The following is a 25,777-nucleotide window of genomic DNA, read 5'->3' on the forward strand; positions in this document are numbered from 1 at the left end:
CGGCGCGGGCGCGTCGTTTGCCGAACCTTGCTGCAACTTTCTGCAACCAGTACAGTTCGGCTCAGCCGTACGCTGAGAAAGCCGCGGTCGACGTCGCCCGCTGCTGGTCCCGTCGTCCGCGTCCTTGCCGGCACCTGCCTGCTCACGCCTGCGGTCCCGCACCAGCCACCGGACGAGGGAGTCCTCATGACCTCCACGCCGCGACGTCGCCGCGTCCCGCGCACACCGTCGCCCCACCCATCCGACACCACGCCCCGCCGCACGCGCGGGGCCCGCACGACGGCGTCGGTCACCGCCGTCGCGCTCGCCACCTCGGGCCTGGCGGGCGTCACGCTCGCCGCGTTCGCCGCCCCCGCCGCGGGGGCCGACGAGCGCACGCTCGCCCTCGTGGGCGACCTCCAGTCCGAGCTCGGCTGCCCCGCCGACTGGGACCCCGCGTGCGCGGCGACCGAGCTCGCGCCCACCGACGCCGCCGGCATCTGGTCCGCCGACTTCGAGGTGCCCGCGGGCACCTACGAGTACAAGGTCGCCTACGACGACGCGTGGGACGAGGCGTACGGGCGCGAGGGCGGCCAGGACAACGCGCCCCTCGTGCTCGGCGGCGACGCGACCGTGCGCGTCACGTTCGACGAGTCGACCCACCGCATCGCGCTCACGCCGCTCGGGCTCGCGGGCGGCTACGACGAGGCGCAGGACGCCGACCTCGTGGTGCCCCCCGTGCGCCAGCCCGGGTCGGACGAACGCTTCTACTTCGTCATGACCGACCGGTTCGCGAACGGCGACCCGTCGAACGACACGGCGGGGCTCGGCGACGACCCGCTCGTCTCCGGGTTCGACCCGACGAACAAGGGCTTCTACCAGGGCGGCGACATCGCGGGCCTGCGGCAGAACCTCGACTACGTCGAGGGCCTCGGCACGACGGCGATCTGGCTCACGCCGTCGTTCAAGAACCAGCCGGTCCAGGGCACGGGCGCCGACGCGTCGGCGGGCTACCACGGCTACTGGATCACCGACTTCACGCAGATCGACCCGCACCTCGGCACCAACGCCGAGCTCGAGGCGCTCATCGACGAGGCGCACGACCGCGGCATCAGGGTCTACTTCGACATCATCACGAACCACACGGCCGACGTGATCGACTACGAGGAGAAGCAGTACTCGTACGTCGACCAGGCCACGTCGCCGTACCGCGACGCCGAGGGCACCGTGTTCGACCCGGCGGACCACGCGGGCACCGGCGACTTCCCGGCGCTGGACGCCGCGACGTCGTTCCCGTACACGCCGGTCGTCCCCGCGGGCAAGGAGGACCTCAAGGTCCCGGCCTGGCTCAACGACCCGACGCTGTACCACAACCGCGGCAACTCGACGTGGACCGGGGAGTCCGTGACGTACGGGGACTTCGACGGCCTCGACGACCTCATGACCGAGCACCCGACGGTCGTCGACGGGTTCGTCGACGTCTACCAGGACTGGATCGACCTCGGCATCGACGGCTTCCGCATCGACACCGTCAAGCACGTGAACTTCGAGTTCTGGGAGACGTGGACCACCGAGGTCCTCGACTACGCGCACGCGCAGGGCAAGGACGACTTCTTCATGTTCGGCGAGGTGTACGACGCCGACGCGGCGAAGCTCTCGCCCTACGTGCGCAAGACGGACATGAGCTCGACGCTGGACTTCACGTTCCAGTCCGCCGCGACGAGCTTCGCGAGCGGGAACAGCGCCAAGGGCCTCGCGTCGCTCTTCGCGAGCGACGACATGTACACGACGCCGACGACGAACGCGCAGGCACTGCCGACGTTCCTCGGCAACCACGACATGGGCCGCGTCGGGTACATGCTCGCGAGCACCGACGACCCGCTCGCGCGCGACGAGCTCGCGCACGACCTCATGTACCTGACCCGCGGGCAGCCGGTCGTGTACTACGGCGACGAGCAGGGCTTCGCGGGGAAGGGCGGCGACAAGGACGCGCGCCAGACCCTGTTCGCGACCCAGGTCGACGAGTACGCCGACCAGCCGCTCGTCACCGGCGAGCAGGCGGGCAGCGTGGACCGCTTCGGCACCGACGCGCCGCTCTACGCGCACATCGCCGAGCTCGCCGCGCTGCGCGAGGCGCACCCGGCGCTGGGCGACGGCGCCCAGGTGGAGCGCTACGTCGAGAACGGCGCGGGCGTGTACGCGTTCAGCCGCGTCGACCGCGAGGAGAAGGTCGAGCACCTGGTCGCACTGAACAACGCGGCGCAGGAGCGGACGGCGACGTTCACGACCCTCACGCCCGGCGCCTCGTACGAGGTGCTCTACGGCGAGCAGGCCGCCCCCGTCACCGCCGACGCGGACGGCGTCGTCACGCTGACCGTCCCGGCGACGGGCACCGTCGTGCTGCGGGCCGACCGCGAGGTCGGCGCGGACTCGTCGGGCGACATCGCCCTCACCGTGCCGCAGGCCGGGGGAGCGGTCACGGGCGTCGCGCCGGTGACCGCCACCGTCGACCCGGACGCGTGGGCCGAGACGTCGTTCGCGTGGCGCGAGGTCGGGAGCGCCGAGTGGCACCCGCTCGGCACCGCGGAGGACACGGCACCGCGCGTCTTCCACGACGTCGCGGGGCTCGCCGACGGCACGCTCGTCGAGTACCGCGCGGTGACGACCGACGCCGACGGCGACCGCGCCGCCGCGTCCACGTTCGCGAGCGTCGGGGTCGACGTGAGCGGGGTCGTGGGCGAGGAGCCCGAGCCCGAGATCGACCTCGTGACCGTGCCCGGCAGCCACAACGCGGCCATGGGCTGCGCGGGCGACTGGGCCCCGGGCTGCGAGGCCGCGAAGCTCACGAAGCGCGCGGACGGCGTCTACGCGGGCACGTTCGACGTCCCCGCCGGGACGTACGAGTACAAGGTCGCGATCAACGGGTCGTGGACCGTGAACTACGGCGTCGGCGGTGTGCAGGACGGCACCAACGCGACGTACACGACGGCCGGCGGCCCGGTGACGTTCTACTGGGACCCGGTGAGCAAGGACTTCTCGAGCACCGCGCAGGGGCCGATCGTCACGCTCGCGGGCTCGTTCCAGGACCAGGTCGGCTGCCCCGGCTCGTGGGCGCCCGACTGCCTGGCGTCCTGGCTCAAGGACCCGGACGGCGACGGCGTCTACACCTGGTCGACCGACCGCCTCGCGGCCGGCGCGTACGAGGGCAAGGTCGCGCACGGCCTGAGCTGGGCCGAGAACTACGGCGTCGGCGGCGCGCGCGACGGGGCGAACTACCAGTTCTCCGTCGGCGACGGCGAGCTGGTCACGTTCTCCTACGACCTCGCGTCCCACGTCCTGACGATCGACGTCGCGAACCCGCCTCTCCCCGGCACCGGCCAGCAGGCCGCGCACTGGGTGCGCGAGGGCGTCGTCGCCTGGCCGGGCGACCTCGGCACGGGCGACGAGTGGACCCTGTGGTCCGCCCCGCAGGGCGGGCTCTCGGTCACCCCGGGCGGCGCCGACGGCGAGGTGCAGGCGACGGAGGGCACGGCGTCGTACACGCTCCAGGTCGACCCGTCGGGCCTGCCCGACGACGTCGCCGCCGAGTTCCCGGCGCTCGCCGGGCACACCGCGCTGCGCGTGCTCGACGACGGCGAGCCGCTCGACCGCGCGGAGGTCGAGGCGGCGCTCACGGGCCAGCTGCTCGTCACCCGGGCCGACGACGGCGCGCTCACGGCCGCGACCGGGGTCCAGGTGCCGGGCGTCGTCGACGACCTGTTCGCCGAGGACGCCGCCGAGCGCGAGCTCGGCGTCTCGTGGCACGCCAACGGCAAGTGGGCGTCGTTCGCGCTGTGGGCGCCGACGGCGAAGGCCGTCTCGGTGCTCGCGTGGCCCGCGGGGGCGTCGCTCGACGACGACCCGCGCCGGTTCGAGGCAGCCCGCCAGGCCGACGGCACGTGGACCCTCGACGGCAAGGCGGCCGACAAGAAGCTCGGCGGCGCGGCCGTCGGCTGGAAGGGCGCGCGCTACCTCTACGAGGTGCAGGTCTACGTCCCGAGCACGGGGAAGGTCGAGACGAACGTCGTCACCGACCCGTACTCGGTGGGCCTGACGCTCGACTCCACGCACTCGGTGGCCGTCGACCTGGACGACCCCGCATTCCGCCCGAGCGCCTGGGAGGGCACGCCCGCCCCGGTCGTCGAGCGGTCGGTCGACCAGACGATCTACGAGCTCCACGTCCGGGACTTCTCGATCGCCGACGAGACGGTCCCGGCGGAGCGGCGCGGCACGTACCTCGCGTTCGCGGAGAAGGACTCGGCCGGCATGACGCACCTGCGCGAGCTCGCGGACGCGGGCGTCACCACGGTGCACCTGCTCCCGACGTTCGACATCGCGTCGATCCCCGAGGACCGCGCGGCCCAGGCCACGACCGGCGACCTCACCGGGTTCGCGCCCGACTCGCCCGAGCAGCAGGCCGCGGTCGCGGCGGTGCAGGCGCAGGACGGCTTCAACTGGGGCTACGACCCGTGGCACTTCAGCACGCCGGAGGGGTCGTACGCGGTCGACGCGGACGGCGGCGCGCGCGTGGCCGAGTTCCGCACCATGGTCGGCTCGCTCCACGGTGCCGGGCTGCAGGTCGTGCTCGACCAGGTGTTCAACCACACCGCCGCGAGCGGGCAGGACGCGAAGTCCGTCCTCGACAAGGTCGTGCCGGGCTACTACCACCGGCAGAACCCGACCACCGGTTCCGTCGAGACGAGCACGTGCTGCCAGAACGTCGCGACCGAGCACGCGATGGCGGGCAAGCTCATGGTCGACTCGGTCGTCACGTGGGCGAAGGACTACCGCGTCGACGGGTTCCGCTTCGACCTCATGGGCCACCACTCGAAGCAGAACATGCTCGACGTCCGGGCCGCGCTCGACGAGCTCACGCTCGCCGAGGACGGCGTCGACGGGAAGTCCGTCTACCTGTACGGCGAGGGCTGGGACTTCGGCGAGGTCGCGGGCAACGCGCTGTTCGAGCAGGCCACGCAGGGCCAGCTCGGCGGCACGGGCATCGGGACCTTCTCCGACCGGCTGCGCGACGCGGTGCACGGCGGCTCGCCCGTCGACGGCGCCACGACGTTCACGCAGGGCTTCGGCACGGGCCTGGCGACCGACCCGAACGGGCAGCCCGCCCGGGCGGGGGAGCCGGGGACCGTGAACGACGGGTCCGCGGACGAGCTCGCCGACCTCGGTCACCAGACCGACCTCGTGCGTCTCGGCCTCGCGGGCAACCTGCGCGACTACACGCTCGTCACGTCGACGGGCGAGGAGAAGCGCGGCGACGAGATCGACTACCGCGGGGCGCCGGCCGGCTACGCCGACTCGCCCGAGGAGGTCGTGACCTACGTCGACGCGCACGACAACGAGACGCTGTTCGACCTGCTCGCGCTCAAGCTCCCGGCCGACACGCCGATGGACGAGCGCGTGCGCATGAACACGGTCTCGCTCGCGACCGCGGCGCTCTCCCAGACGCCGTCGTTCTGGCACGCGGGCACGGACCTGCTGCGGTCGAAGTCGCTCGACCGCAACAGCTACGACTCGGGCGACTGGTTCAACGCGATCGACTGGACCGGTCAGGACAACGGGTTCGGCAAGGGCCTGCCGATGGCGGCCGACAACGAGGACAAGTGGCCGCTCATGGCCCCGCTCCTCGCGGACCCGGCGCTCAAGCCGTCGCCCGACGACATCGCCACCGCGTCGGCGCAGGCGCAGGACCTCCTGCGGCTGCGGCACTCGACCGAGCTGTTCCGGCTCGGCGACCCGGAGCTCATCCGGGAGAAGGTCACCTTCCCGGGTGCGGGGCCGGACCAGGTTCCGGGCGTCGTCGCGATGGCGGTGGACGACACCGTCGGCACCGACGTCGACCCCGCGCTCGACGGTCTGCTCGCCGTCTTCAACGCCTCCCCGGACGAGGTCACCGTCCCGCTGTCCGCGCTCGCGGGCCGCGAGTACGTGCTCTCGCCCGTGCAGCAGGAGGGGAGCGACGACGTCGTGCGCAGCACCGCGTGGGACGCGGCCACCGGCACGGTGACCGTCCCCGGGCGGTCCGTCGCCGTCCTGGTGCAGCCGCAGGCCGGGGCGGAGCTGCCCGTGTCCGTCGACGTGCAGACGCGCTGCCTCGCGGGCAAGGCGTACGTCGCGGTCCGGGCGACGAACGACGGCGCCGTGCCGGTCGACGTCCGGCTCGCCACGCCGTTCGGCGAGAAGCGGGTCGCGGACGTCGCGCCCGGCAAGAACGCCTACCAGTCGTTCGCGACCCGCCAGAAGGCGGTCGCGGCCGGCGAGGCCACGGTGACCGCCACCGCGGTGGTCGACGGCGAGGAGGTCACCTCGACCTTCACCGTCGAGCACGAGGCGGTCACCTGCTCCTGAGCCGAACGCCGAGGTAGAGCCCTGGTTCTCACCAGGGCTCTACCTCGGCGGACCGTGGCTCTCCCTCGGGAGACCTCGGCTCTCCCTCGGGAGCTCCCTGTGCTCTGTTCGCGGGGCGGGTGCTACGGTCGCGAGCCGTGACCACCTCGCCCCGGCCCGCCGTCCGCCCGACGGCGGGTCTCGCCTTCCGCGCGGCCGTCGCCGCCGACCTGCCCCGCGTGGTCGGGCTCATCGCCGACGACGCGATCGCCCGCGACCGCACCGGCGACGTCGGCCCGGAGCACGAGGCGGCGTTCGCCGCGATCGACGCGGACCCGAACAACGCCCTGGTCGTCGTGGAGCGTGACGGCGAGGTCGTGGGCACCATGCAGCTCACCGTGGTCCCGGGCATCTCCCGGCGCGGAGCCTCCCGGCTGCTGGTGGAGGCGGTGCGCGTCGACCGCCGGCTGCGGGGCCGGGGCGTCGGGCGGGCCATGATGGCGTGGGCCCACGCGTGGGGGCGGGACCGCGGCTGCGCCCTCGCGCAGCTCACGTCCGACAAGCGGCGCGACGACGCGCACCGCTTCTACCGGTCGCTCGGCTACGAGCAGTCCCACGAGGGGTTCAAGCTGACGCTCTGACGGCGGCCGCGCGCGGCCGCCGTCAGGGCGTCAGCGGAAGACGACCGTGCGATGCCCGTCGAGCAGCACCCGGTGCTCGGCGTGCCACCGCACGGCGCGCGCGAGCGTCTGGCGCTCGACGTCCTCGCCGATCGCGACCAGGTCCTCGACGCGGCGGGAGTGGTCCACGCGCTCGACGTCCTGCTCGATGATCGGGCCCTCGTCGAGGTCGCCGGTCACGTAGTGCGACGTCGCGCCGATGAGCTTGACGCCGCGGTCGTGCGCCTGGGCGTAGGGCCGCGCGCCCTTGAAGCTCGGCAGGAACGAGTGGTGGATGTTGATGATGCGGCCGGGCATCTCGCGGCACAGGTCGTCGGAGAGGATCTGCATGTAGCGCGCGAGGACGACGAGCTCGACGTCGAGCTCGTCGACGAGCGCGCGCAGCCGGGCCTCCGCCTCGGCCTTGGTGTCGCGGGTCACGGGCACGTGGTGGAACGGCTTGCCGTAGAAGGTCGCGATGTCCTCGAGGTCCCGGTGGTTGCCGACGACGCCGACGACGTCGATCGGCATGCCCTGCGAGCGCTCGCGGTAGAGCAGGTCGACGAGGCAGTGCGGCGCCTTCGAGACCATGAGCAGGGTGCGCACCCGGCGCCCCACGACGTCGAGCTGCCACGTCATCGCGAAGCGCGCCGCGACCTCGCCGACGGCGTGCTCGATCGCGTCGCGCGACGCGGCCGCCGTGACCTGGACGCGCATGAAGAACAGGCCCGAGAGCGGGTCGCCGAACTGCTGCGACTCGGTGATGTTGCCGCCGAGGCGCGCGAGGGCCCCCGCGACCGCGTGCACGATCCCCGGACCGTCGGGGCACGAGAGCGTGAGGACCCAGTGCGTGGGGTCGTCGGTCGGGGGCTGTGCGGCGGGGGCGTCGGTCGCGCGGGGCGCGACGCCGGGGTCAGTCGTGGACACCCCTCAGAGGGTAGTCGCGCACCCTGGCGGGTGCGGCCGTCGTCCCGCCCGCGGACGGGGGCGCCCGACATCACCCGGGACGCCGCGGTACCGCGCGCGGATGTCTGACACCATGAGCCCATGAGCGACGCGCAGATCACGACCCGCCTCGTCACCGACGCCGAGGCAGGTGAGCTCCTGACCCTGCGCCGGGCGGCGTTCGTCACCGAGGCGCAGCTGTACCAGGACCCGAACATCCCCCCGCTGACCCAGACCCTCCACGAGCTGCGCGAGGACCTCGCGCGCGAGGACGTCGTGACGATCGGCGCCTGGCTCGGCCCGCGCCTCGTCGGCTCCGTCCGCGTCGAGATCGAGGAGACCAAGGCGACCCTCGGACGGCTCGCCGTGGCGCCCGACATGCAGGGACGCGGCATCGGCACGCAGATGCTCTTCGAGGTGCTGCCGTACCTGCCGGAGCAGACCACCGAGATCTGGGTCTTCACGGGCAAGGACTCCAAGCAGAACCTCGCCATGTACACGAAGCACGGCTACGAGGAGCAGTACGACAAGGCGGCCGGCGACCTCACCTACACCTACCTGCGCCGCATCCTCGGCGCCGCCGAGGTGGGCGACGAGCCCCGCGCCTGACGGGCGTCGCGGGGCCCTCAGCCCCGCGGGCCGAAGGGTCCGGCGCTCACCCGGTCGCGCGAGCCGCCGACGCCGGTCGTCGCCCCGGTGATCGCGGCGATGATCTCCTCGTAGCTCGCGCCGGGACCGGAGAAGCTGCCGTTGTTGCGTCCGTGGCGCAGCACCTCGACGCGGTCGGCGACGGCGCGCACGTCGGTCATGTTGTGGCTGATGAGGATGACCGCGTGCCCCATGTCGCGCAGCCGCTGGATGTGCGTGAGGACCTCCGCGGACTGCGCGACAGAGAGCGCCGCGGTCGGCTCGTCGAGCACGACGATCCGGGGCTCGCCGAGCAGCGTGCGCGCGATCGCGACGCTCTGGCGCTGCCCGCCGGAGAGCGTCGAGACCGGCACCCGCACCGACGGCACGCGGGCGTTGAGGTCGGCGAGCACGCGGCGCGCGGTCTCCTCCATGGTGACCTCGTCGAGCCCGCGACCGCGGCGCAGCTCGCGCCCCAGGTAGAGGTTCGAGACGACGTCGAGGTTGTCGCACAGCGCGAGGTCCTGGAAGACGGTGGCGATCCCGAGGGCGTGCGCGGCCACGGGGCTCGGGATGGTGACGGGCACGCCGTCGGACTCGATCATGCCGGCGTCCGGGGTGAGCACGCCCGCGACGACCTTCGCGAGGGTCGACTTCCCGGCGCCGTTGTCGCCGACGAGCGCCACGACCTCGTGGCGGTGGATCTCGAGCTCGACGCCGGTGAGCGCCTGGACGGCGCCGAAGGACTTGTCGATGCCGTGCAGCGCGAGCGCCGGCGGAGCGGGGGTGGAGGTCACGACGGGTCACCTTCGGTCGAGGGGGAGGGCGCGACCGCGAGGCCGTCGTTGGCCAGGTCGGTCGCGGCGAGCGCGAGGGCGAGCGCGCCGAGGATCTCGGCGCGGGCGCCGAGGTCGGAGGCGAGGACCTCGACCGGGGCGATGGTGTTGGGCACGAGGTGGCGGCGCATCGACTCGCGCAGCGGGCCGAGGAGCACGTCACCGGTCGCGGCGAGCTCGCCGCCCACGACGACGGCCCGGGGGTTGAGCGCGGTCGCGAGAGCGGCGACCACGGCGCCGATGCGGTCGCCGGCGTCGGCGACGACGCGCCGGCAGCCGGGGTCGCCGTCGAGCGCCTCCTGGACGAGGTCGTTCAGGGTGAGCTCCCCGTGGCTCGTGCGGACGAGCGCGAGCAGGGCGTCGGAGCCGACGACGGTCTCCAGGCACCCGCGGTTGCCGCACCGGCAGATGGGCCCGGACGGGTCCACCTGGACGTGGCCGATCTCGCCCGCGGTGCCGGCGTAGCCGCGGTGGAGCCGACCCCCGAGCACGATGCCGGCGCCCGTGCCGTACGACGCGCGCACGAAGATCGAGTCGCGGTACCCCCGGGTCGCGCCGAGCTGGTGCTCGGCGAGCGCCGCGAGGTTGGCGTCGTTGTCGACCAGCACGGGCCGGGCCAGGCGCTTGGCGAGCACCTGGCCCACGTGGACGTCGTCCCAGCCCCGCAGGACGCCGCGCACCGAGATCATCCCGGTGTCCTCGTCGACGGGGGCGGGCAGGGCGACGCCGACGGTCAGCAGCTCGTCCATGGAGGCCCCGACGCGCTCGAGCAGCTCGACGACGAGCAGCGCCGCACGGTCGAGGCCCGTGTCGAGGCGGTGGTCGACGGGCAGCGGCATGTGCTGCTCGGCGAGGATCTCGCGGTTCGGGTCCCCGAGGGCCACGGTGAGGCGACGCCGCCCGAACTGGACGGCGGCCACCACGCCGAGCCGCCGGGCCAGCGTGACCATCTGCGCGCGGCGCCCGGAGCGAGACGTGGGGCGTGTGTCGACGACCCCGGCGCCCGTGAGCTCCTTGACGATCGTCGACACGGTCGCCGTCGAGAGCCCCGTCGCCTCCGCGAGCTCGACCTGGGTCAGCCCTCCGTAGCGACGGATCGCGTCGACGATCCGGAGTCGGTTCGCTTCTCGGAGGGAGGTCTGCGATCCGGGGGTGGACCGGTCGCTGTTCACAGGCCGCAGATTACACGCTCGGCCCGTTCTCGGACGGGTCGGAGCGCGGCTCACCCGATGAGTTAGAGCCTCGAACACAATTCGGTAAAGGTGGCCACCTAGCGCTTGACTGTCGAACTCAACCCTGGCTACGTTCCCTGCCGTGCCCGTGGAAGCGGTCCCGTCCGACGTCGGACGCCCGCACGAGAGCCACGGCCCGTCGTGCCGCCCGGGAACGGGGGCACGGCCTTCGACGACGAGAGGGAACGACGATGACGTCCTTGCGCAGAAGGGTCGCCGCGCTCGCGGGGACCGCACTCCTGGTCGGTTCGCTCGCCGCGTGCAGCGCGGAGCGGGCGAGCGAGTCGGGTGACGGCGAGACGACCGCCGACGCGGGGGAGACCCTCGTCGGCATCGCGATGCCGACCCGTAGCCTCGAGCGCTGGAACAACGACGGCGAGCACCTCGAGGGCCTGCTCCAGGAGGCCGGGTTCGAGACGACGCTGCAGTACGCCGACAACAAGGTCGACCAGCAGATCACGCAGCTCCAGAACATGATCAACCAGGGCGCCGACGTGCTCGTCATCGCCTCGATCGACGGCACCGCGCTGGGCCCGGTGCTCGACCAGGCGGCCGAGAACGACGTCCCGGTCATCGCGTACGACCGCCTCATCAACGGCTCCGAGCACGTCGACTACTACGCGACGTTCGACAACGAGCTCGTCGGGACGCTCCAGGGCCAGTTCATCGTCGACCAGCTGGGCCTCGAGGGCGGCGCCGGGCCGTTCAACCTCGAGCCGTTCTCCGGCTCGCCCGACGACAACAACGCGAAGTTCTTCTTCAAGGGCGCGTGGGACGTGCTGAGCCCCTACATCGAGTCGGGGCAGCTCGTCGTGCCGTCCGGCAAGGCGCCCGCGACGGCCGACGACTGGGCGTCGATCGGCATCCAGGGCTGGGAGTCCGCGAAGGCCCAGTCGGAGATGGAGAACCGGCTCAACTCCTTCTACACGGACAAGAAGGTCGACGTCGTCCTGTCGCCGAACGACTCGCTCGCGCTCGGCATCGAGCAGGCGCTCGAGGGCGCGGCCTACACGCCGGAGGACTGGCCGATCGTCACGGGGCAGGACGCCGACGAGGCGAACGTGAAGAACATGCTCGCGGGCAAGCAGTCCATGACGGTGTGGAAGGACACGCGCACGCTCGGCGACCAGGTCGCCACGATGGTCCAGCAGATCGTCGAGGGCGGCGAGGTCGAGGTCAACGACACCGAGACGTACGACAACGGCGCCAAGGTCGTGCCCTCGTACCTGCTCCCGCCGGAGGTCGTCACGGCCGACACGGTCGAGGACCGGCTCGTCGGGTCGGGCTTCTACACCGCCGAGCAGCTCGGTCTGTGACCGGGGCGGGGCTGCCGCGCGCCGCCCCGCCCGCCTGCCCGGCCCCACGACCACTCGTGGGGCCGGGCGGAACCACCCGAACGCCGGGCGGCGTCGTCGACCCGCCCGTGGACCAGACAGGAGCTGGGATGGTTCTCGAGAACGTGCTCGAGACGGGGAACATCCTCGAGATGCACGCCATCAGCAAGGAGTTCCCCGGCGTCAAGGCGCTGCAGGACGTGACGCTCGAGGTGCGTCGCGGCGAGGTGCACGCGATCTGCGGGGAGAACGGGGCCGGCAAGTCGACCCTCATGAAGATCCTGTCCGGGGTGTACCCGCACGGCTCGTACACGGGCGACGTCCTCCTGGACGGCCGGCCCTGCGAGTTCCGGGGGATCCGCGACAGCGAGGCGCGCGGCGTCGTCATCATCCACCAGGAGCTCGCGCTCGTCCCGTTCCTCTCGATCGCCGAGAACATCTTCCTCGGCAACGAGAAGGCGAGCGGCGGCGTCGTCGACTGGAACCGGACGGCCGCTGAGGCGGCCCTCCTGCTCGAGCGGGTGGGGCTCGCCGAGAGCCCCGCGACGCTCGCGGCGGACATCGGGGTCGGCAAGCAGCAGCTCGTCGAGATCGCCAAGGCGCTGTCCAAGCGCGTCGACCTGCTCATCCTCGACGAGCCGACGGCGGCGCTCAACGACGAGGACAGCGCGCACCTGCTCGGTCTCATCGACCAGTTCCGCGAGGCCGGCATCACCTCGATCATCATCTCCCACAAGCTCAACGAGATCGCCGCGATCGCGGACCGCGTGACGATCCTGCGCGACGGGCGCACGATCGAGACGCTCGACCTGCACGGCGACGAGCCCGTGAGCGAGGACCGGATCATCCGCGGGATGGTCGGGCGCGCGCTCGAGAGCCGGTTCCCGGTGCGCGAGCCGTCGGTCGGGGCCGAGGTCCTGCGGATCGAGGACTGGACGGCGCACCACCCCGTCGACACCGAGCGCGTCGTCGTGGACCACGCGAACCTCACGGTGCACGCGGGCGAGATCGTCGGGCTCGCCGGCCTCATGGGCGCGGGCCGCACCGAGCTCGCCATGAGCGTGTTCGGGCACGCGTACGGCACGCGCATCTCGGGGACCGTCTACAAGGACGGGGTCCCCGTGCGGACGCGCACGGTCGCGGAGGCGATCTCGCACGGGCTCGCGTACGCGACCGAGGACCGCAAGCGCTACGGCCTCAACCTCATCCAGACGATCCGCGAGAACATCTCCGCATCCGCGCTCGGCAAGGTCGCGAGCTGGGGCGTCGTGCAGCGCGAGGAGGAGGTCACGGTCGCGGAGCGCTACCGCCGCGACTTCGGGATCAAGTCGCCCACGGTGGAGTCCCTCGTGGGCAAGCTCTCCGGCGGGAACCAGCAGAAGGTCGTGCTCGGCAAGTGGGTCTTCTCCGACCCCGACGTCCTCATCCTCGACGAGCCCACGCGCGGGATCGACGTCGGCGCCAAGTACGAGATCTACTCGATCGTCAACGCGCTCGCCGACGCGGGCAAGGCCGTCCTCGTGATCTCCTCCGAGCTGCCCGAGCTCCTCGGCATCTGCGACCGCATCTACGCGATGAGCCAGGGGCGGATCACGGGCGAGGTCGCCCGCGCCGAGGCGACGCAGGAGACCCTCATGCACTACATGACCATGGACAAGGGAGTCACCGTCCGATGAACGCCGTCAGGGAGTACCTCGGCCGCAACGTCCGCCAGTACGGCATCGTCGCGGCTCTGCTCGTCATCGTCCTGCTCTTCCAGGTGCTCACCGACGGGCGCCTGCTCTACCCCAACAACGTCGCGAGCCTCGTGCAGCAGAACGCCTACGTCATGGTGCTCGCGATCGGCATGGTCATGGTGATCGTGGCCGGGCACATCGACCTGTCCGTCGGGTCCGTCGTGGCCTTCGTCGGCGGGCTGTGCGCCATCATGATGACGCAGTGGGAGCTGCCCTGGCTCGTCGCCGTGCTGCTCTCGCTCGTCGTGGGGGCGCTCGTCGGCGTCTGGCAGGGCTTCTGGGTCGCCTACGTCGGGATCCCCGCGTTCATCGTGACGCTCGCCGGGATGCTCGTCTTCCGCGGGCTCGCGATCGTCCTCGTCGGCACGACCGTCGCGGGGCTGCCCGGCGGCTTCAAGGCGATCAGCAACGGTTCCCTGCCCAACTGGTTCGGGTTCGTCGGGGACCTCGACGTCGTCACGCTGTGCGTCGGGGCGATCGGGATCGTCGCGTTCGCCGTCGCGCAGTGGCGCTCGCGGACCGCGCTGCGCAAGCACGGGCTCTCGGTCGAGCCGATGTCGGCCTACGTCGTCAAGGTCGTCGTCGCGGCCCTGCTCATCGGGGTCGTCACGTACTGGCTCGCGCTGAGCGCGGGCGGCACGCCGATCGTGCTCCTCATCGTCGGCGCGCTAATCATCGCGTACTCGTTCGTCCTCAACCGCAGCGTGTTCGGCCGTCACGTCTACGCCATCGGCGGCAACCGGCACGCCGCCGTCCTGTCGGGGGTCAGCGCCAAGCGCGTCGACTTCGGCATCTTCGTCAACATGGGCGTGCTCGCCGCGGTCGCCGCGGTCATCACGACGTCGCGCGCCGGAGCCGGCGTCGCGGGCGCGGGCGTCAACTACGAGCTCGACGCGATCGCCGCGTGCTTCATCGGCGGGACCGCGGTCACGGGCGGCGTCGGTCGCATCTCGGGCGCCATGATCGGTGCGCTCATCATGGGCGTGCTCAACATGGGCCTGTCGATCATGGCCGTCGACGCCGCGTGGCAGCAGGCGATCAAGGGCCTGGTCCTGCTCGCCGCGGTCGCGTTCGACATCGTCAGCAAGCGCCGCGCGGCCCTGCGCTGACCGCCCGCGCGGGCGGCGCGCCGTCGGGCACCTCCGCACAGGGGTGCCCGACGGCGCGCGTCCCGGAGGGCTCCCGCGGCCCGGGGGCGTGGGTTAGTATCGATCGCGTCGCGACTGGCGCAACCCGCCCCGACGCCTCGTGCCCCGCACGAGCCGTGGGCCGGGGGATGGTGGATCACCACCGGGGAGCGGCACGCTGTGCAGACGACGGGTCGTTCGCCTGGGCCCCGGGTCACCCCCTGGTGGGGCGTACCCGGCGAGCCGGGAACGTGACCACCGACGACGACTGCCAGACACCCGCGGAGGAGACGCCATGAGCGCCCAGCCAGCCGACAACGTCCTCGACACCCCGCTCGCCGAGCTCGACCCCGAGATCGCGGCCGTCCTCGACGGGGAGCTCGCGCGCCAGCGCGACACCCTCGAGATGATCGCGTCCGAGAACTTCGTCCCGCGCGCCGTCCTGCAGGCGCAGGGCTCCGTGCTCACCAACAAGTACGCCGAGGGCTACCCGGGCCGCCGCTACTACGGCGGCTGCGAGCAGGTCGACATCGCGGAGAACCTCGCGATCGCCCGTGCCAAGTCGCTGTTCGGCGCGGAGCACGTCAACGTCCAGCCGCACTCGGGCGCCCAGGCGAACGCCGCCGTCCTGCACGCGCTCATCAACAAGGGCGACCGGATCCTCGGCCTCGAGCTGGCGCACGGCGGCCACCTCACGCACGGCATGAAGATCAACTTCTCCGGCAAGCTCTACGACGTCTCCGCCTACGGCGTGGACCCGCAGTCGTACCGCGTCGAGATGGACGAGGTCCGCAAGCAGGCCCTCGAGACCCGCCCCGACGTCATCATCGCCGGCTGGTCCGCGTACCCGCGCCACCTCGACTTCGCGGCGTTCCGCGAGATCGCGGACGAGGCCGGCGCGAAGCTGTGGGTGGACATGGCGCACTTCGCGGGCCTCGTTGCCGCGGGCCTGCACCCGTCCCCGGTGCCGTACGCGGACGTCGTGTCCTCCACGGTCCACAAGACGATCGGCGGCCCCCGCTCCGGCTTCATCCTCAGCAAGGAGGAGTACGCCAAGAAGATCGACTCGGCCGTGTTCCCGGGCCAGCAGGGCGGCCCGCTCATGCACGTCGTCGCGGCCAAGGCCGTGTCGTTCAAGGTCGCGGCCACCGACGGCTTCCGCGACCGCCAGGAGCGCACCCTGCGCGGCGCGAGCATCATCGCGGACCGCCTGACCCAGGCCGACGTCGCCGAGGCCGGCGTCTCGGTCCTCACGGGCGGCACCGACGTGCACCTCGTCCTCGTCGACCTGCGCCACTCGGCGCTCGACGGCCAGCAGGCCGAGGACCTCCTGCACGAGGTCGGCATCACCGTGAACCGCAACGCCGTGCCGTTCGACCCGCGCCCGCCGCGCGTCACGTCCGGCCTGCGCATCGGCACGCCGGCGCTCGCGACCCGCGGCTTCGGCGACGCCGAGTTCACCGAGGTCGCCGAGATCATCGCGACCGCGCTGCGCGAGGGTGCCGCGACCGACGCCGACGCGCTGCGCGCCCGCGTGCAGAAGCTCACGGCCGACTTCCCGCTGTACCCGGGCCTCCAGCAGTGACCGCGCGGATCCTCGACGGCAAGGCCACCGCCGCCGCGATCAAGGCGGAGCTCAAGGACCGCCTCGCGGTCCTCGCGGAGAAGGGCGTCGTGCCCGGGCTGGGGACGCTCCTCGTCGGCGACGACCCGGGGTCGCAGTGGTACGTCGCGGGCAAGCACCGCGACTGCGCGGAGGTCGGGCTCGCGTCGATCCGGGAGGACCTGCCGGGCGACGCGACGCAGGAGGACATCGAGGCCGCCGTCCGACGCCTCAACGAGGACCCGGCCTGCACGGGGTACATCGTGCAGCTCCCGCTCCCGCGGGGCATCGACACGAACCGCGTGCTCGAGCTCATCGACCCGGCCAAGGACGCGGACGGGCTGCACCCGACCAACCTCGGCCGGCTCGTGCTGCGCGTCAACGAGGAGGTCACGTCGCCGCTCCCGTGCACGCCGCGCGGGATCATCGAGCTCGTCGAGCGGCACGGCATCTCCCTCGCGGGCAAGGAGGTCGTGGTCGTGGGGCGCGGCGTCACCGTCGGCCGCTCGATCGGCCTGCTGCTCACGCGGCGCGCGGTCAACGCGACCGTGACGCTGACGCACACCGGCACGACCGACCTCCCCGCGCTCGTGCGCCGCGCCGACGTCGTCGTCGCGGCCGCGGGCGTCCGCGGGATCGTCACGCGCGACATGGTGAAGCCCGGCGCCGTCGTCATCGACGTCGGCGTCTCGCGCGAGGTCGACCCCGAGACGGGCAAGAGCCGCGTCGTGGGGGACGCCGCGCCCGACGTCGCCGAGGTCGCCGGCTGGATCTCGCCGAACCCCGGCGGGGTCGGCCCGATGACGCGCGCGATGCTCCTCGCGAACGTCGTCGACGCGGCGGAGCGCGCCTCCGCCTGACGTCCCGAGCGGTCCGGCCCGGCGCCCCGTGCGCCGGGCCGGGCTCCGGACGCGGTGCGGCGAGGACCGTCGGCCGGACGTGGTGGCGACCGTCCGGCCTCAGGTTCCCCCACGGGCCAGGACGAGCATGCGCTCCTCGATCGTCGCGGGCACGGGCTCGACGCGCGCTTCGGTCCCCGTGCCCGCGAGAGCGGTGCGGACGCTCTCGACGCTCGAGTCCGCGACACGCACCGACCGGCCGTCGAGGGTCACCGGGAGCCCCGCGCGGTCGAGCGCGGAGAACGCGGTCGCCCAGTCGTCGGTCCGCACGGCGAGCGCGCGCGTGTCACCGATGATGTCGCGCTCGCTGCCCTGCGCGACGAGCCGTCCCTGCGACATCAGCAGGAGCCGGTCGCACTGCTGCGCCTCCTGCATGTAGTGCGTGGTGACGAGCACACCCACGCCGTGGTCGGACTGCTCCCGGATCGTGTCCCACAGGCGGGCGCGGGCGAGCGCGTCGACGCCGGACGTCGGCTCGTCGAGCAGGACGGCCTCCGGGCGGTGGGACAGGGCCGCCACGAACGCCGCCCGGCGTTGCGTGCCGAGGGGCAGAGCGCCGACGAGGACGTCGGAGTCGCCCGCGAGATCGTCCGGGATCCGCGCGGCACCGGTGCCGTACGTGGCGCCGACGAAGTCGAGGTTCTCCCGCAGCGTCATGTCCGTGTACAGGCCGAGGTTCTGCGGCAGGTAGCCGATGCGACGACGGCGGCCGCGGTTCGGCGGACCGCCGAGCATCTGCACGCTCCCCGCCGTCACCGGCAGGAGCCCGAGCAGCATCCGCATGAGGGTCGTCTTGCCGGCACCGTTCGCCCCGAGCAGTCCGACGACCTCGCCCGCCCCGACCCGCATCGAGACGTCGTCGACGGCGGGGAACGACCCGAATCGGCGTGTCACGCGCCGGGCCACGAGGACGGGGTCGGTCATCCGAGGACCTCCTGGGGTGAGCGCCGCGCGAGGGAGAGCGCGATGACGATGTCCTCCAGGTCGGGCTCCACGACCGGCAGGTCCGGCGGGGCGGCCGCGCCGGGCCAGTACTCGTGCCGCTCCCTGCCGCGACGCCACGACCAGGCCGGGCGCCGCGCGACGCGGCCCCGGGTGACGGTGCCGCGGAAGCCGGCACGGACGTCGTCGTACGAGCCCTGGACGAGCACCCGGCCCTCGTCGAGGACGACGAGGTGCCCCGCCCGCTCCGCCTCGTCGAGGTACGTCGTGGACAGGACGACGGCCGCCCCTGAGGCCGCGGCCTGCGAGACGAGCCGCCACAGGTCGACGCGGCTGACGGGGTCGACGCCCGTGCTCGGCTCGTCGAGGACGACGAGCCTCGGCTCGTGCACGACGGCCAGGCAGAACCCGAGCTTGCGGCGCATCCCTCCTGAGAGCCGGGAGGCGAGCCGGTCGGACGCCCCGGTCAGGCCGGCGCCGGCCAGCAGGGTGGCGCGCCGGGACTCCAGCGCCGCCCCGGTGAGCCCGTAGACCCCGCCCACGAAGTCGATGTTCTGCGCCACGGTGAGGGCCGCCCAGCTCCCGGACGAGGCAGGGAGGAACCCCAGCTGCGCCTTCTCCGGGGAGCTGACCTGCCCGGAGTCGGGGACGACCTGCCGCACGAGGGTCCGCAGCAGCGTCGTCTTGCCGGCGCCGTCGCCGCCGACGACCGCGACGACCTGGCCGGCGGGCACCTCCACCGTGACGTCCTGGAGCGCGCGCCGCTCGCCGAAGGACACGCTGACGGACGTGACGCCGTAGCTCATGCCGCGCCCCGCCCGGGCTCGGCTGCCCTGCCGGGGGCGTCCCGGACGCGCCGCTCGGGGGCGAGGTCCCGACGAAACCGCAGGGTCGCTGCCGAGAAGATGACGACAGCCATGACGGCGAGCACGGCGAACGCCCACCACAGGGACCCGAACGTGGCGCCGCGCAGCATGACCCCCTGGGAGATGATCGTGAAGTAGGTGAGGGGCAGGAGATAGCCGATCCACCGCACGCCGGCGGCCATCGCGTCCAGGGGGAAGATCATGCCCGACAGCAGGATCTGCGGCATGAGGACGAAGAACGCGCTCTGGATCGCCTGCCCGGCGGTCTGCGAGATCGTGGAGATGAACACCCCGATGCCCAGGACGACGAAGAGGAAGATCGCGGCCCCGAGGGCGAACGTGAGGACGTTGCCGTTGAACGGCACGTCGAACAGCAGCACCCCGAGCACGGTCACGACGATCATGTCCGCGGCGGCGAGGAGGAAGTACGGCGCGATCTTGCCGAGGATCACGGTGCTCGGCGCGATGGGCATCACGGCGAGCTGTTCCAAGGTGCCCGCCTCGCGCTCGCGCACCAGGCCGATGCTCGTGATGATCGTGCCGATGAAGGTGAGGATCAAGCCGATGATCGCGGGCACCATGACCCACGACGTCTCCAGGTCGGGGTTGTAGAGGACCTCGGTCGTGACGGGCGTCCCGGAGCCGGCGCCCACGCGCGCGAGCTCCGCGAGCGCGGACTGCGCGGCGAACAGGTTGGAGCCGTCCACCAGCGCCTTCGGCGTGCCGGCGCCGGTGACGATCGCGACGTCCACGGCGTTGTCCCGGAGCATGTCGCGCGCGCCGGCCTCGTCGTCGGCCGGCGCGGTCGTCGTGACGTCGAAGAAGTCCGGGAGGGTGCCGGCCACCTGCTCGGCCTGCGGGCCGACCACCGCGGTCTCGACCGTCGAGACGTAGAAGTTCGCGGCGTACCCGAAGATCACGAGCAGGAGCAGGGGCAGCGCGATCAGCAGACCCAGGGTGCGCCGGTCACGGACGAGCTCCCGGAGCTCCTTGACGATCATCGCCCTCATACCGCCGACGGTACGGCGCGAGCGGTGCACGCTCCAGCGCGCCGTCGAGACGCTACTCTGCGCGGGTGACGGAGCGCATCGCGACGACGGCAGCGTACGCCGTGCAGGGCTTCGGGTTCGCGGTGGTGCTCACGAGCATCCCCGGATACAAGGACCGGCTCGGCATGGGCGACGACGTCGTCACGCTCGTCGTGCTGGGCGTGTGCGTCCTCGCCGGCCTGGGCAGCGCGCTGTCGGGCGTCGTGGCGGCCGTCCGCGGCGCGCGTGCCGTGGTCGTCGGCGGCCTGCTGCTCGCCGCGGCGGCGGTGGCGGGGATCGGTCTCGCGCCGTCGTGGCACCTCTTCTTCGGGTCGATCGGCCTCTACGGGCTCGCGCTCGGCGCCGTGGACGCCGCGATGAACATGCTCGGGATCGACGTCGAGCGCGCCCACGGCCGCAGCCTGCTCGCGTCGTTCTACGCCGCGAACGCGGCCGGGGGAGTGCTCGGCGCGCTCGCGGTCTCGGGCGGCGCGCTGGCCGGTCTCGGCCAGCCGGTCGCGCTCCCGCTCGCGGCGCTGCTCGTCGCCGCGGGCGCGGCCTGGCTCGCGCTGCACCTGCCCGACGGCGGCCGTGCCGTCCCGGGTGCCGTCGCCCCGGACGCCGTGGTCCGGGATGCCGTGGTCAGCGATGCCGTGGCCCGAGACGCCGTCGTGCGGGACGCCTCGGCCGGCCCGGGCGCCGTGGCGACGTCCGGACCGGTGACGTGGGTCGCGGCGGGCACGATCGCGCTGCTCGGCGCGGGGATGCTCGCGTTCCCCGTCGCCGACTCCGCGGTGTCGAGCTGGAGCGCGACGTTCCTGCGCGACGTCCTCGCGGCGAGCGCGGCCGCCGCCCCGCTGGGGTACGCGGCGTACCAGGCGGCGCTCATCGTGTCGCGGCTCGTCGGGGACGGTCTCGTCGAGCGTCTCGGCCGGGTCCGGGTCGTGCGGCTGGGCGGCACGCTCGGCGCCCTGGGGTTCGTCGCGGTGGCGGCTGCCCCGGCCTGGCCCGTCGCCGTGCTCGGCCTCGCGGTGACCGGCCTTGGGCTCGGCGTCGTCGCGCCGCTCGCGTTCTCGGCGGTCGGGGACCGGGCCCGTGAGGCGGTCGCGTCGGGCCGGGCGGGAGCGGCGGCGGAGCCCGCCGCCGGGGTCGTGGCGACGGTCACCGACCGGGCGGTCGCGCGGCTCAACGTCTTCACCTACGCGGGCGCCGTGCTCGGCGGCGTCCTCACCGGCGTCTTCGCGACCGCCCACCACCTCCGGGTCGGCTTCGTGGTGCTGGCCGTGCTCGCCGCCGTCTCGGCGGTCCTCGCGAGCGCGTTCCGGCCCGCCCGCGTCGTCGCGGCGCCCGTGAGCGAGGCCACGCCGCCCGCCTGACCCCGGGGCCCGTCGTTGTCGGTGGCGTGTGATGGGATGGCCCGCGTGCTGACCCTCGCCACCGCCAACGTCAACGGAATCCGCGCCGCCTACCGCCGGGGGATGGACGCCTGGATCGCGTCCCGGACGCCCGACGTCCTGCTGCTCCAGGAGGTGCGCGCGCCCGACTCGGTCGTCAACGACCTGCTGGAGGGCTGGCACGTCGCCCACCAGGCGTGCGACATCAAGGGACGCGCCGGGGTCGCGGTCGCGTCCCGCCTGCCGGTGTCCGCGGTCCGCGTCGGCCTCGGGGCCGGCGAGCCCGAGCCGCCCGTCGACACCGGTCGCTGGGTCGAGGCCGACCTGGAGCTGCCCGACGGCGGCCGTCTCACCGTGGTCTCGGCGTACATCCACTCGGGCACCGTGAGCCAGCCGGAGACGATGGTCGCGAAGTACGCCTACCTGGAGAAGGTGACCGCGCGGTTGCGCGAGCTCGTGGCCACGGGCGAGAAGGTCGTCCTGGCGGGCGACCTCAACATCGCGCACCGCAACGTCGACATCAAGAACTGGAAGGGCAACCTCAAGAGCGCGGGGTTCCTCCCCGAGGAGCGCGCCTACGTCGACGTGTGGCTGGACCAGGTCGGGCTCGTGGACCTGGGCCGCGTCCACGGCGGCGAGGGCCCGGGCCCGTTCACCTGGTGGTCCTGGCGCGGGCGCGCGTTCGACAACGACTCGGGCTGGCGCATCGACTACCAGCTCGCGACGCCCTCCCTCGCGGAGCGCGCGGTCAAGGTCGAGGTCGACCGCGCGCCGTCGCACGAGGAGCGCTGGAGCGACCACGCGCCCCTCGTCGTCACCTACGACGTCTGAGCGGGACCGCTCAGGCGACCCGCTCGGCGGGCGCGGACGGCGTCGCGAGCAGGAAGCCCGGGGCGCCGAGCCCTTCGCGCTCGAACGCGGCGCGCACGGCGTCGGCGACGGCCTCGACCTGGTCCGCGCGCACGAGCGCGATCGCTGAGCCGCCGAACCCGCCGCCGGTCATCCGCGCACCGAGGGCGCCCGCGACGCGCGCCGCGTCGACCGCGACGTCGAGCTCGACGCTCGACACCTCGTAGTCGTCGCGCAGCGAGGCGTGCGATGCGTTCATCAGCGGTCCGACGGCGTCCGGCCGGCCCTCGCGCAGGAGCGCCACGAACGCGCGGACGCGGCCGATCTCGGTGACGACGTGGCGCACGCGGCGGCGCGCGACGTCGTCGGGCAGCGCGTCGAGCGCCCTGGCGAGCGCGACCGCCGGGTCGTCGCTCGCGTCCACCGCGTCGGCGAGCTCGCGCAGCGAGCCGATCCCGAGCGTGCGGGCGGCGTCCTCGCACGTGGCGCGGCGCTGCGCGTACTGGCCGTCGACGAGCCGGTGCTCCGCCCGGGTGTCCATGACGAGCAGGGCGAGGCCCGCGGCGTCGAGGTCGAACGGCACCTGCGTGGCGGACTCGACCGGGTCGAGCCCGGGACGGCAGTCGAGGAGGAGCGCGTGACCGGCCTGCGCGCGCAGCGCCGCCGACTGGTCCATGCCGCCCGTGGGCGCGCCCGCGATCTCGTTCTCGGCGCGGACGCTCGCCGTGGCGAGGACGGCGCGGCCCGCGTCGGTCGCCGCGAGGCCGAGCCCGGCGACGTCGTCGAGCGCGACGGCGACCGCGCACTCGAGGGCCGCGGACGACGAGAGCCCGGCGCCGAACGGGACGCTCGAGTCGACGGCCGCGTCGAACCCGGGGACGGCGGCGGGGTCCGCGCCCTGGGCGACGAGGTGTTCGCGCAGCGCCCAGGCCACGCCCGCGACGTACGAGCCCCAGCCGGCGACCTCGCCCGGGCCGACGTCCTCGAGGCGGGCCGTCCACGTCTCGCCGGGCGCCTGCGCGGACGCGAGGCGGACGAGCGAGTCGGTGCGCGGCCGCAGCGCCACGTAGGTGCGGTGGGGCAGCGCGACCGGCAGGCACAGGCCCGCGTTGTAGTCGGTGTGCTCCCCGATGAGGTTGACGCGCCCGGGCGCGGCCCACACGCGGACCTCCTCGCCGGGCTCGTCCGCGCCGAACGCCTCGGCGAGCACGGCACGGGCGCGCGCGGCGCCGTCGTCGTCCGACAGCGCGGGCACCCAGCCCCGGGCGGCGCTCGTCGGGGCGAGCTCCTGGAGCCGTGCGGCGATGCGCTCGGGCGTCGTGTCGCTGATCCACGCGCCCATGCCGGACTCCGAGCCCGCGAGGTACTTGAGCTTGCCGGGCGCGCGGAGCACGGAGAACACCTGCAGGTGCAGCCGCGCGAGGGTGACGTCGTCGGTGCCGCCGTCGGCGACCGAGCGGCCCTCGCGGGCCGGGGCCTGGTGCCACGCGGCGATGTACGGCAGGGCGATGGGTGCGCCGTCGGCCGTCTCGAAGAACCGGTCCAGGCGGCGCAGCAGCTCGAGGTAGGCGGTGGCCAGGTCGTCGCGCTCGGCGTCCGTGAGCGCGGGCAGGTCGGGGACGTCGCGCCGCGGCGCGAGGTGGACCTCGACGGGCCAGCGCGCCGCGTAGGGCACGTACGCGACCCAGTGCTCCGTCTCGAGGACCACGCGGCGGCCGTCCGCGAGCTCGGACTCGAGCACGTCGCGCAGCAGGCTGCGGCCGGTGCGGCGGTGGTGCTCGCGCGCCTGGTCGAGCAGCGTGCGCGTGCGCGGCGTCACGTACGGGTAGCCGTAGATCTGGCCGTGCGGGTGGTGCAGGGTGACGCCGATCTCCTGGCCGCGGTTCTCGAAGCAGAAGACCTGCTCGACCCCGGGCTCGGCGCCGAGAGCGGCGGTGCGGTCCGCCCACGCGTCGATGATCGTGCGCACCCGCTGCGGCGGGAGCGCGCCGAAGGACGTGCGGTGGTCGCTCGAGAAGCACACGACCTCGCACCGGCCCGCCGCCGGGGCGTGGTGCTGGAGCGGCGCGTCCTCGACCACGGCGTCCGGGGCGCCCGGCACGCGCTGGAGCGACGGGAAGCGGTTCTCGAAGACGACGACGTCGTAGTCCGTGTCGGGCACCTCGCCGTCCGAGTACGCGCTGCCGGGCCGCGCGGGGCACAGCGGGCACGAGTCCGCGGCGGGCAGGAACGTGCGGTTCATCCGGTGCGCGGCGAGCGGGACCCAGTCGCCGGTGAGCGGGTCCCGGCGCATCTCCGGGCCGACGTACGGGTGCGGGGTCCCGTCCGGGCTCGGCACCGGGGCGAAGCGGTCCGGCAGCGGGCGCGGGTCGTCGAGCCGTCGCGTGCGCTCGCCCGAGACGTACGCGGGGGAGTCGTCGAAGTAGACGAGCTCGCGGCCGTCGGCGAGCCGGGTCGAGGTGCGGCGCAGGTGCGGGTTCATGCGTGGGGTGTTCCGATCGCGGTGCGTGGGGAGTGCGGGGAGCGGGGGACGAGGTCGCCGGTCAGGCGACGACGAGCTGCTCGACGAGGTCCTGGACGCGGGCGCGCTCGTCCTCGGCGAGCCCGGCGTCGGTGACGAGGACGTCCACGTCGGCGAACGTCGCGAAGACGCGCAGCCCCGTGGTGTGCCACTTCGTGTGGTCGGCGAGGACGACGGTGCGCCCGGCGGACTCGATGAGCGCGCGGTTCGTGGCGGCCTCGTCGAGGTTCGGCGTCGTGAGCCCGATCTCCGGGTCGACGCCGTGCGCCCCGACGAACGCGAGGTCGACGCGCAGCCCGGACAGCGCGGCCTCGGCGAGCGGGCCGACGAGCGCGTCGGACGGCGTGCGGCTGCCGCCGGTGAGGATCGTCTCCAGGCGCGGGTCGTTCGCCCGGTGCAGGATCTCGGCGACCGGGAGGGAGTTCGTCACGACCGTCAGGGGGCGCAGCGCGGGATCCGCGGCGATGCGGGCGGCGAGCAGGTGGGTCGTCGTGCCGGCGCTCAGCGCGACCGACGCGTTCGCGGTGATGAGGCGGGCGGCGGCCGTCGCGATGGCCTCCTTCTCCGCGGCCTCGCGCGAGCTCTTCGCGGCGAACCCCGGCTCGTGCGCGGTCGTGTGCGGCGCGACGGCGCCGCCGTGCACCTTGCGGACCAGGCCCTGGTCGGCGAGCTCGACGAGGTCGCGCCGGATCGTCATGTCCGACACCCCGAGCTCCCGGGTCAGGTCGCCGATGCGGACCGCGCCGTGGTCCCGGATCTCCGCGAGGATGCGCTCCTGGCGCTGTGAGGCGAGCATGCGGACAGTATTGTCCACATCGTCGA

General features: G+C 73.4%; 18 protein-coding genes, 1 pseudogene and 1 riboswitch. Of the genes and pseudogenes, 10 read left to right on the forward strand and 9 right to left on the reverse strand.

Annotation, left to right across the window (positions count from 1 at the left end):
- Positions 1-186 precede the first annotated feature (186 nt).
- Both pulA and BXA05_RS11975 read left to right on the forward strand, forming a co-directional pair.
- A complete protein-coding gene (gene pulA / locus BXA05_RS11970) occupies positions 187-6,378 on the forward strand; it encodes a pullulanase-type alpha-1,6-glucosidase (RefSeq protein WP_083711836.1) in 6,192 nt (2,063 codons plus the stop codon).
- A 137-nt stretch (positions 6,379-6,515) separates the two neighbouring features.
- Positions 6,516-6,998, forward strand: coding sequence for a GNAT family N-acetyltransferase (locus BXA05_RS11975; protein ID WP_076405129.1), 483 nt, complete (start codon positions 6,516-6,518; stop codon positions 6,996-6,998).
- 30 nt (positions 6,999-7,028) lie between these two features.
- Here BXA05_RS11975 and purU read toward each other — a convergent pair whose 3' ends face one another.
- The gene (gene purU / locus BXA05_RS11980; protein ID WP_076405130.1) at positions 7,029-7,943 is read right to left on the reverse strand and encodes a formyltetrahydrofolate deformylase; all 915 of its coding nucleotides are present in this window, start codon (positions 7,941-7,943) and stop codon (positions 7,029-7,031) included.
- 120 nt (positions 7,944-8,063) lie between these two features.
- On the opposite strand from purU, the gene BXA05_RS11985 reads away from it, so the two are divergent.
- Entirely contained in the window at positions 8,064-8,570 is a 507-nt protein-coding gene (locus BXA05_RS11985) for a GNAT family N-acetyltransferase (protein ID WP_021481782.1), read from the forward strand.
- Between the two features lie 17 nt (positions 8,571-8,587).
- Here the strand turns inward: BXA05_RS11985 and BXA05_RS11990 are convergent, their stop codons facing one another.
- Both BXA05_RS11990 and BXA05_RS11995 read right to left on the reverse strand, forming a co-directional pair.
- Positions 8,588-9,385, reverse strand: a complete 798-nt coding sequence (locus BXA05_RS11990) for an ATP-binding cassette domain-containing protein (RefSeq protein ID WP_076405131.1) — start codon at positions 9,383-9,385, stop codon at positions 8,588-8,590.
- Positions 9,382-10,596: an ROK family transcriptional regulator gene (locus BXA05_RS11995; protein WP_076405132.1), complete on the reverse strand. Its 1,215-nt coding sequence runs from the start codon at positions 10,594-10,596 to the stop codon at positions 9,382-9,384. The genes BXA05_RS11990 and BXA05_RS11995 overlap by 4 nt, the downstream gene beginning before the upstream one ends.
- Before the next feature lie 251 nt (positions 10,597-10,847).
- Between BXA05_RS11995 and chvE the strand changes: the two genes are divergently transcribed.
- From chvE to BXA05_RS12020, 5 genes are all read left to right on the forward strand, one after another.
- On the forward strand, positions 10,848-11,972 hold the full coding sequence (gene chvE, locus BXA05_RS12000; RefSeq protein WP_076405133.1) for a multiple monosaccharide ABC transporter substrate-binding protein: 1,125 nt from the start codon (positions 10,848-10,850) through the stop codon (positions 11,970-11,972).
- A 128-nt stretch (positions 11,973-12,100) separates the two neighbouring features.
- The gene (gene mmsA, locus BXA05_RS12005; RefSeq protein ID WP_076405134.1) at positions 12,101-13,666 is read left to right on the forward strand and encodes a multiple monosaccharide ABC transporter ATP-binding protein; all 1,566 of its coding nucleotides are present in this window, start codon (positions 12,101-12,103) and stop codon (positions 13,664-13,666) included.
- Positions 13,663-14,835, forward strand: a complete 1,173-nt coding sequence (mmsB, locus tag BXA05_RS12010) for a multiple monosaccharide ABC transporter permease (protein ID WP_021482570.1) — start codon at positions 13,663-13,665, stop codon at positions 14,833-14,835. The genes mmsA and mmsB overlap by 4 nt, the downstream gene beginning before the upstream one ends.
- A gap of 100 nt (positions 14,836-14,935) precedes the next feature.
- A riboswitch (ZMP/ZTP riboswitch) is annotated at positions 14,936-15,068 on the forward strand.
- 80 nt (positions 15,069-15,148) lie between these two features.
- Entirely contained in the window at positions 15,149-16,438 is a 1,290-nt protein-coding gene (gene glyA / locus BXA05_RS12015; RefSeq protein WP_021482754.1) for a serine hydroxymethyltransferase, read from the forward strand.
- On the forward strand, positions 16,435-17,316 hold the full coding sequence (locus BXA05_RS12020; protein ID WP_076405135.1) for a bifunctional methylenetetrahydrofolate dehydrogenase/methenyltetrahydrofolate cyclohydrolase: 882 nt from the start codon (positions 16,435-16,437) through the stop codon (positions 17,314-17,316). The genes glyA and BXA05_RS12020 overlap by 4 nt, the downstream gene beginning before the upstream one ends.
- A 99-nt stretch (positions 17,317-17,415) precedes the next feature.
- On the opposite strand, the gene BXA05_RS12025 is transcribed toward BXA05_RS12020, so the two are convergent.
- The 3 genes from BXA05_RS12025 to BXA05_RS12035 are packed head-to-tail and all read right to left on the reverse strand — an operon-like array spanning position 17,416 to position 20,173.
- Entirely contained in the window at positions 17,416-18,279 is an 864-nt protein-coding gene (locus BXA05_RS12025; protein WP_076405136.1) for an ABC transporter ATP-binding protein, read from the reverse strand.
- Entirely contained in the window at positions 18,276-19,103 is an 828-nt protein-coding gene (locus BXA05_RS12030; protein ID WP_076405137.1) for an ABC transporter ATP-binding protein, read from the reverse strand. Before BXA05_RS12030 ends, BXA05_RS12025 begins: the two co-directional genes overlap by 4 nt.
- A complete protein-coding gene (locus tag BXA05_RS12035; protein ID WP_076405138.1) occupies positions 19,100-20,173 on the reverse strand; it encodes an ABC transporter permease in 1,074 nt (357 codons plus the stop codon). The genes BXA05_RS12030 and BXA05_RS12035 overlap by 4 nt, the downstream gene beginning before the upstream one ends.
- Before the next feature lie 65 nt (positions 20,174-20,238).
- On the opposite strand from BXA05_RS12035, the gene BXA05_RS12040 reads away from it, so the two are divergent.
- Positions 20,239-21,567, forward strand: coding sequence for an MFS transporter (locus BXA05_RS12040; protein ID WP_076405139.1), 1,329 nt, complete (start codon positions 20,239-20,241; stop codon positions 21,565-21,567).
- A 45-nt stretch (positions 21,568-21,612) separates the two neighbouring features.
- Entirely contained in the window at positions 21,613-22,416 is an 804-nt protein-coding gene (locus BXA05_RS12045) for an exodeoxyribonuclease III (RefSeq protein WP_083711877.1), read from the forward strand.
- Positions 22,417-22,426: 10 nt separating this feature from the next.
- On the opposite strand, the gene galK is transcribed toward BXA05_RS12045, so the two are convergent.
- The 3 genes and pseudogenes from galK to BXA05_RS12055 form a co-directional block, all read right to left on the reverse strand.
- On the reverse strand, positions 22,427-23,689 hold the full coding sequence (gene galK / locus BXA05_RS20300; protein ID WP_280174311.1) for a galactokinase: 1,263 nt from the start codon (positions 23,687-23,689) through the stop codon (positions 22,427-22,429).
- Between the two features lie 24 nt (positions 23,690-23,713).
- A pseudogene (gene galT / locus BXA05_RS20555) lies at positions 23,714-24,916 on the reverse strand (galactose-1-phosphate uridylyltransferase); the annotation flags it as partial.
- Positions 24,917-24,977: 61 nt separating this feature from the next.
- Entirely contained in the window at positions 24,978-25,751 is a 774-nt protein-coding gene (locus tag BXA05_RS12055; protein ID WP_031315539.1) for a DeoR/GlpR family DNA-binding transcription regulator, read from the reverse strand.
- Between the last annotated feature and the right edge of the window lie 26 nt (positions 25,752-25,777).

Source organism: Cellulosimicrobium funkei, from assembly GCF_900155925.1.
Taxonomy (GTDB): domain Bacteria; phylum Actinomycetota; class Actinomycetes; order Actinomycetales; family Cellulomonadaceae; genus Cellulosimicrobium; species Cellulosimicrobium funkei.

What these genes read in the sequence shown, in the direction of transcription:
- pulA (WP_083711836.1), top strand. Translation starts at nt 187, where the DNA reads ATGACCTCCACGCCGCGACGTCGCCGCGTCCCGCGCACACCGTCGCCC.
- BXA05_RS11985 (WP_021481782.1), top strand. Translation starts at nt 8,064, where the DNA reads ATGAGCGACGCGCAGATCACGACCCGCCTCGTCACCGACGCCGAGGCA.
- chvE (WP_076405133.1), top strand. Translation starts at nt 10,848, where the DNA reads ATGACGTCCTTGCGCAGAAGGGTCGCCGCGCTCGCGGGGACCGCACTC.
- mmsA (WP_076405134.1), top strand. Translation starts at nt 12,101, where the DNA reads ATGGTTCTCGAGAACGTGCTCGAGACGGGGAACATCCTCGAGATGCAC.
- mmsB (WP_021482570.1), top strand. Translation starts at nt 13,663, where the DNA reads ATGAACGCCGTCAGGGAGTACCTCGGCCGCAACGTCCGCCAGTACGGC.
- glyA (WP_021482754.1), top strand. Translation starts at nt 15,149, where the DNA reads ATGAGCGCCCAGCCAGCCGACAACGTCCTCGACACCCCGCTCGCCGAG.
- BXA05_RS12025 (WP_076405136.1), bottom strand. Translation starts at nt 18,279, where the DNA reads ATGACCGACCCCGTCCTCGTGGCCCGGCGCGTGACACGCCGATTCGGG.
- BXA05_RS12030 (WP_076405137.1), bottom strand. Translation starts at nt 19,103, where the DNA reads ATGAGCTACGGCGTCACGTCCGTCAGCGTGTCCTTCGGCGAGCGGCGC.
- BXA05_RS12035 (WP_076405138.1), bottom strand. Translation starts at nt 20,173, where the DNA reads ATGAGGGCGATGATCGTCAAGGAGCTCCGGGAGCTCGTCCGTGACCGG.
- BXA05_RS12055 (WP_031315539.1), bottom strand. Translation starts at nt 25,751, where the DNA reads ATGCTCGCCTCACAGCGCCAGGAGCGCATCCTCGCGGAGATCCGGGAC.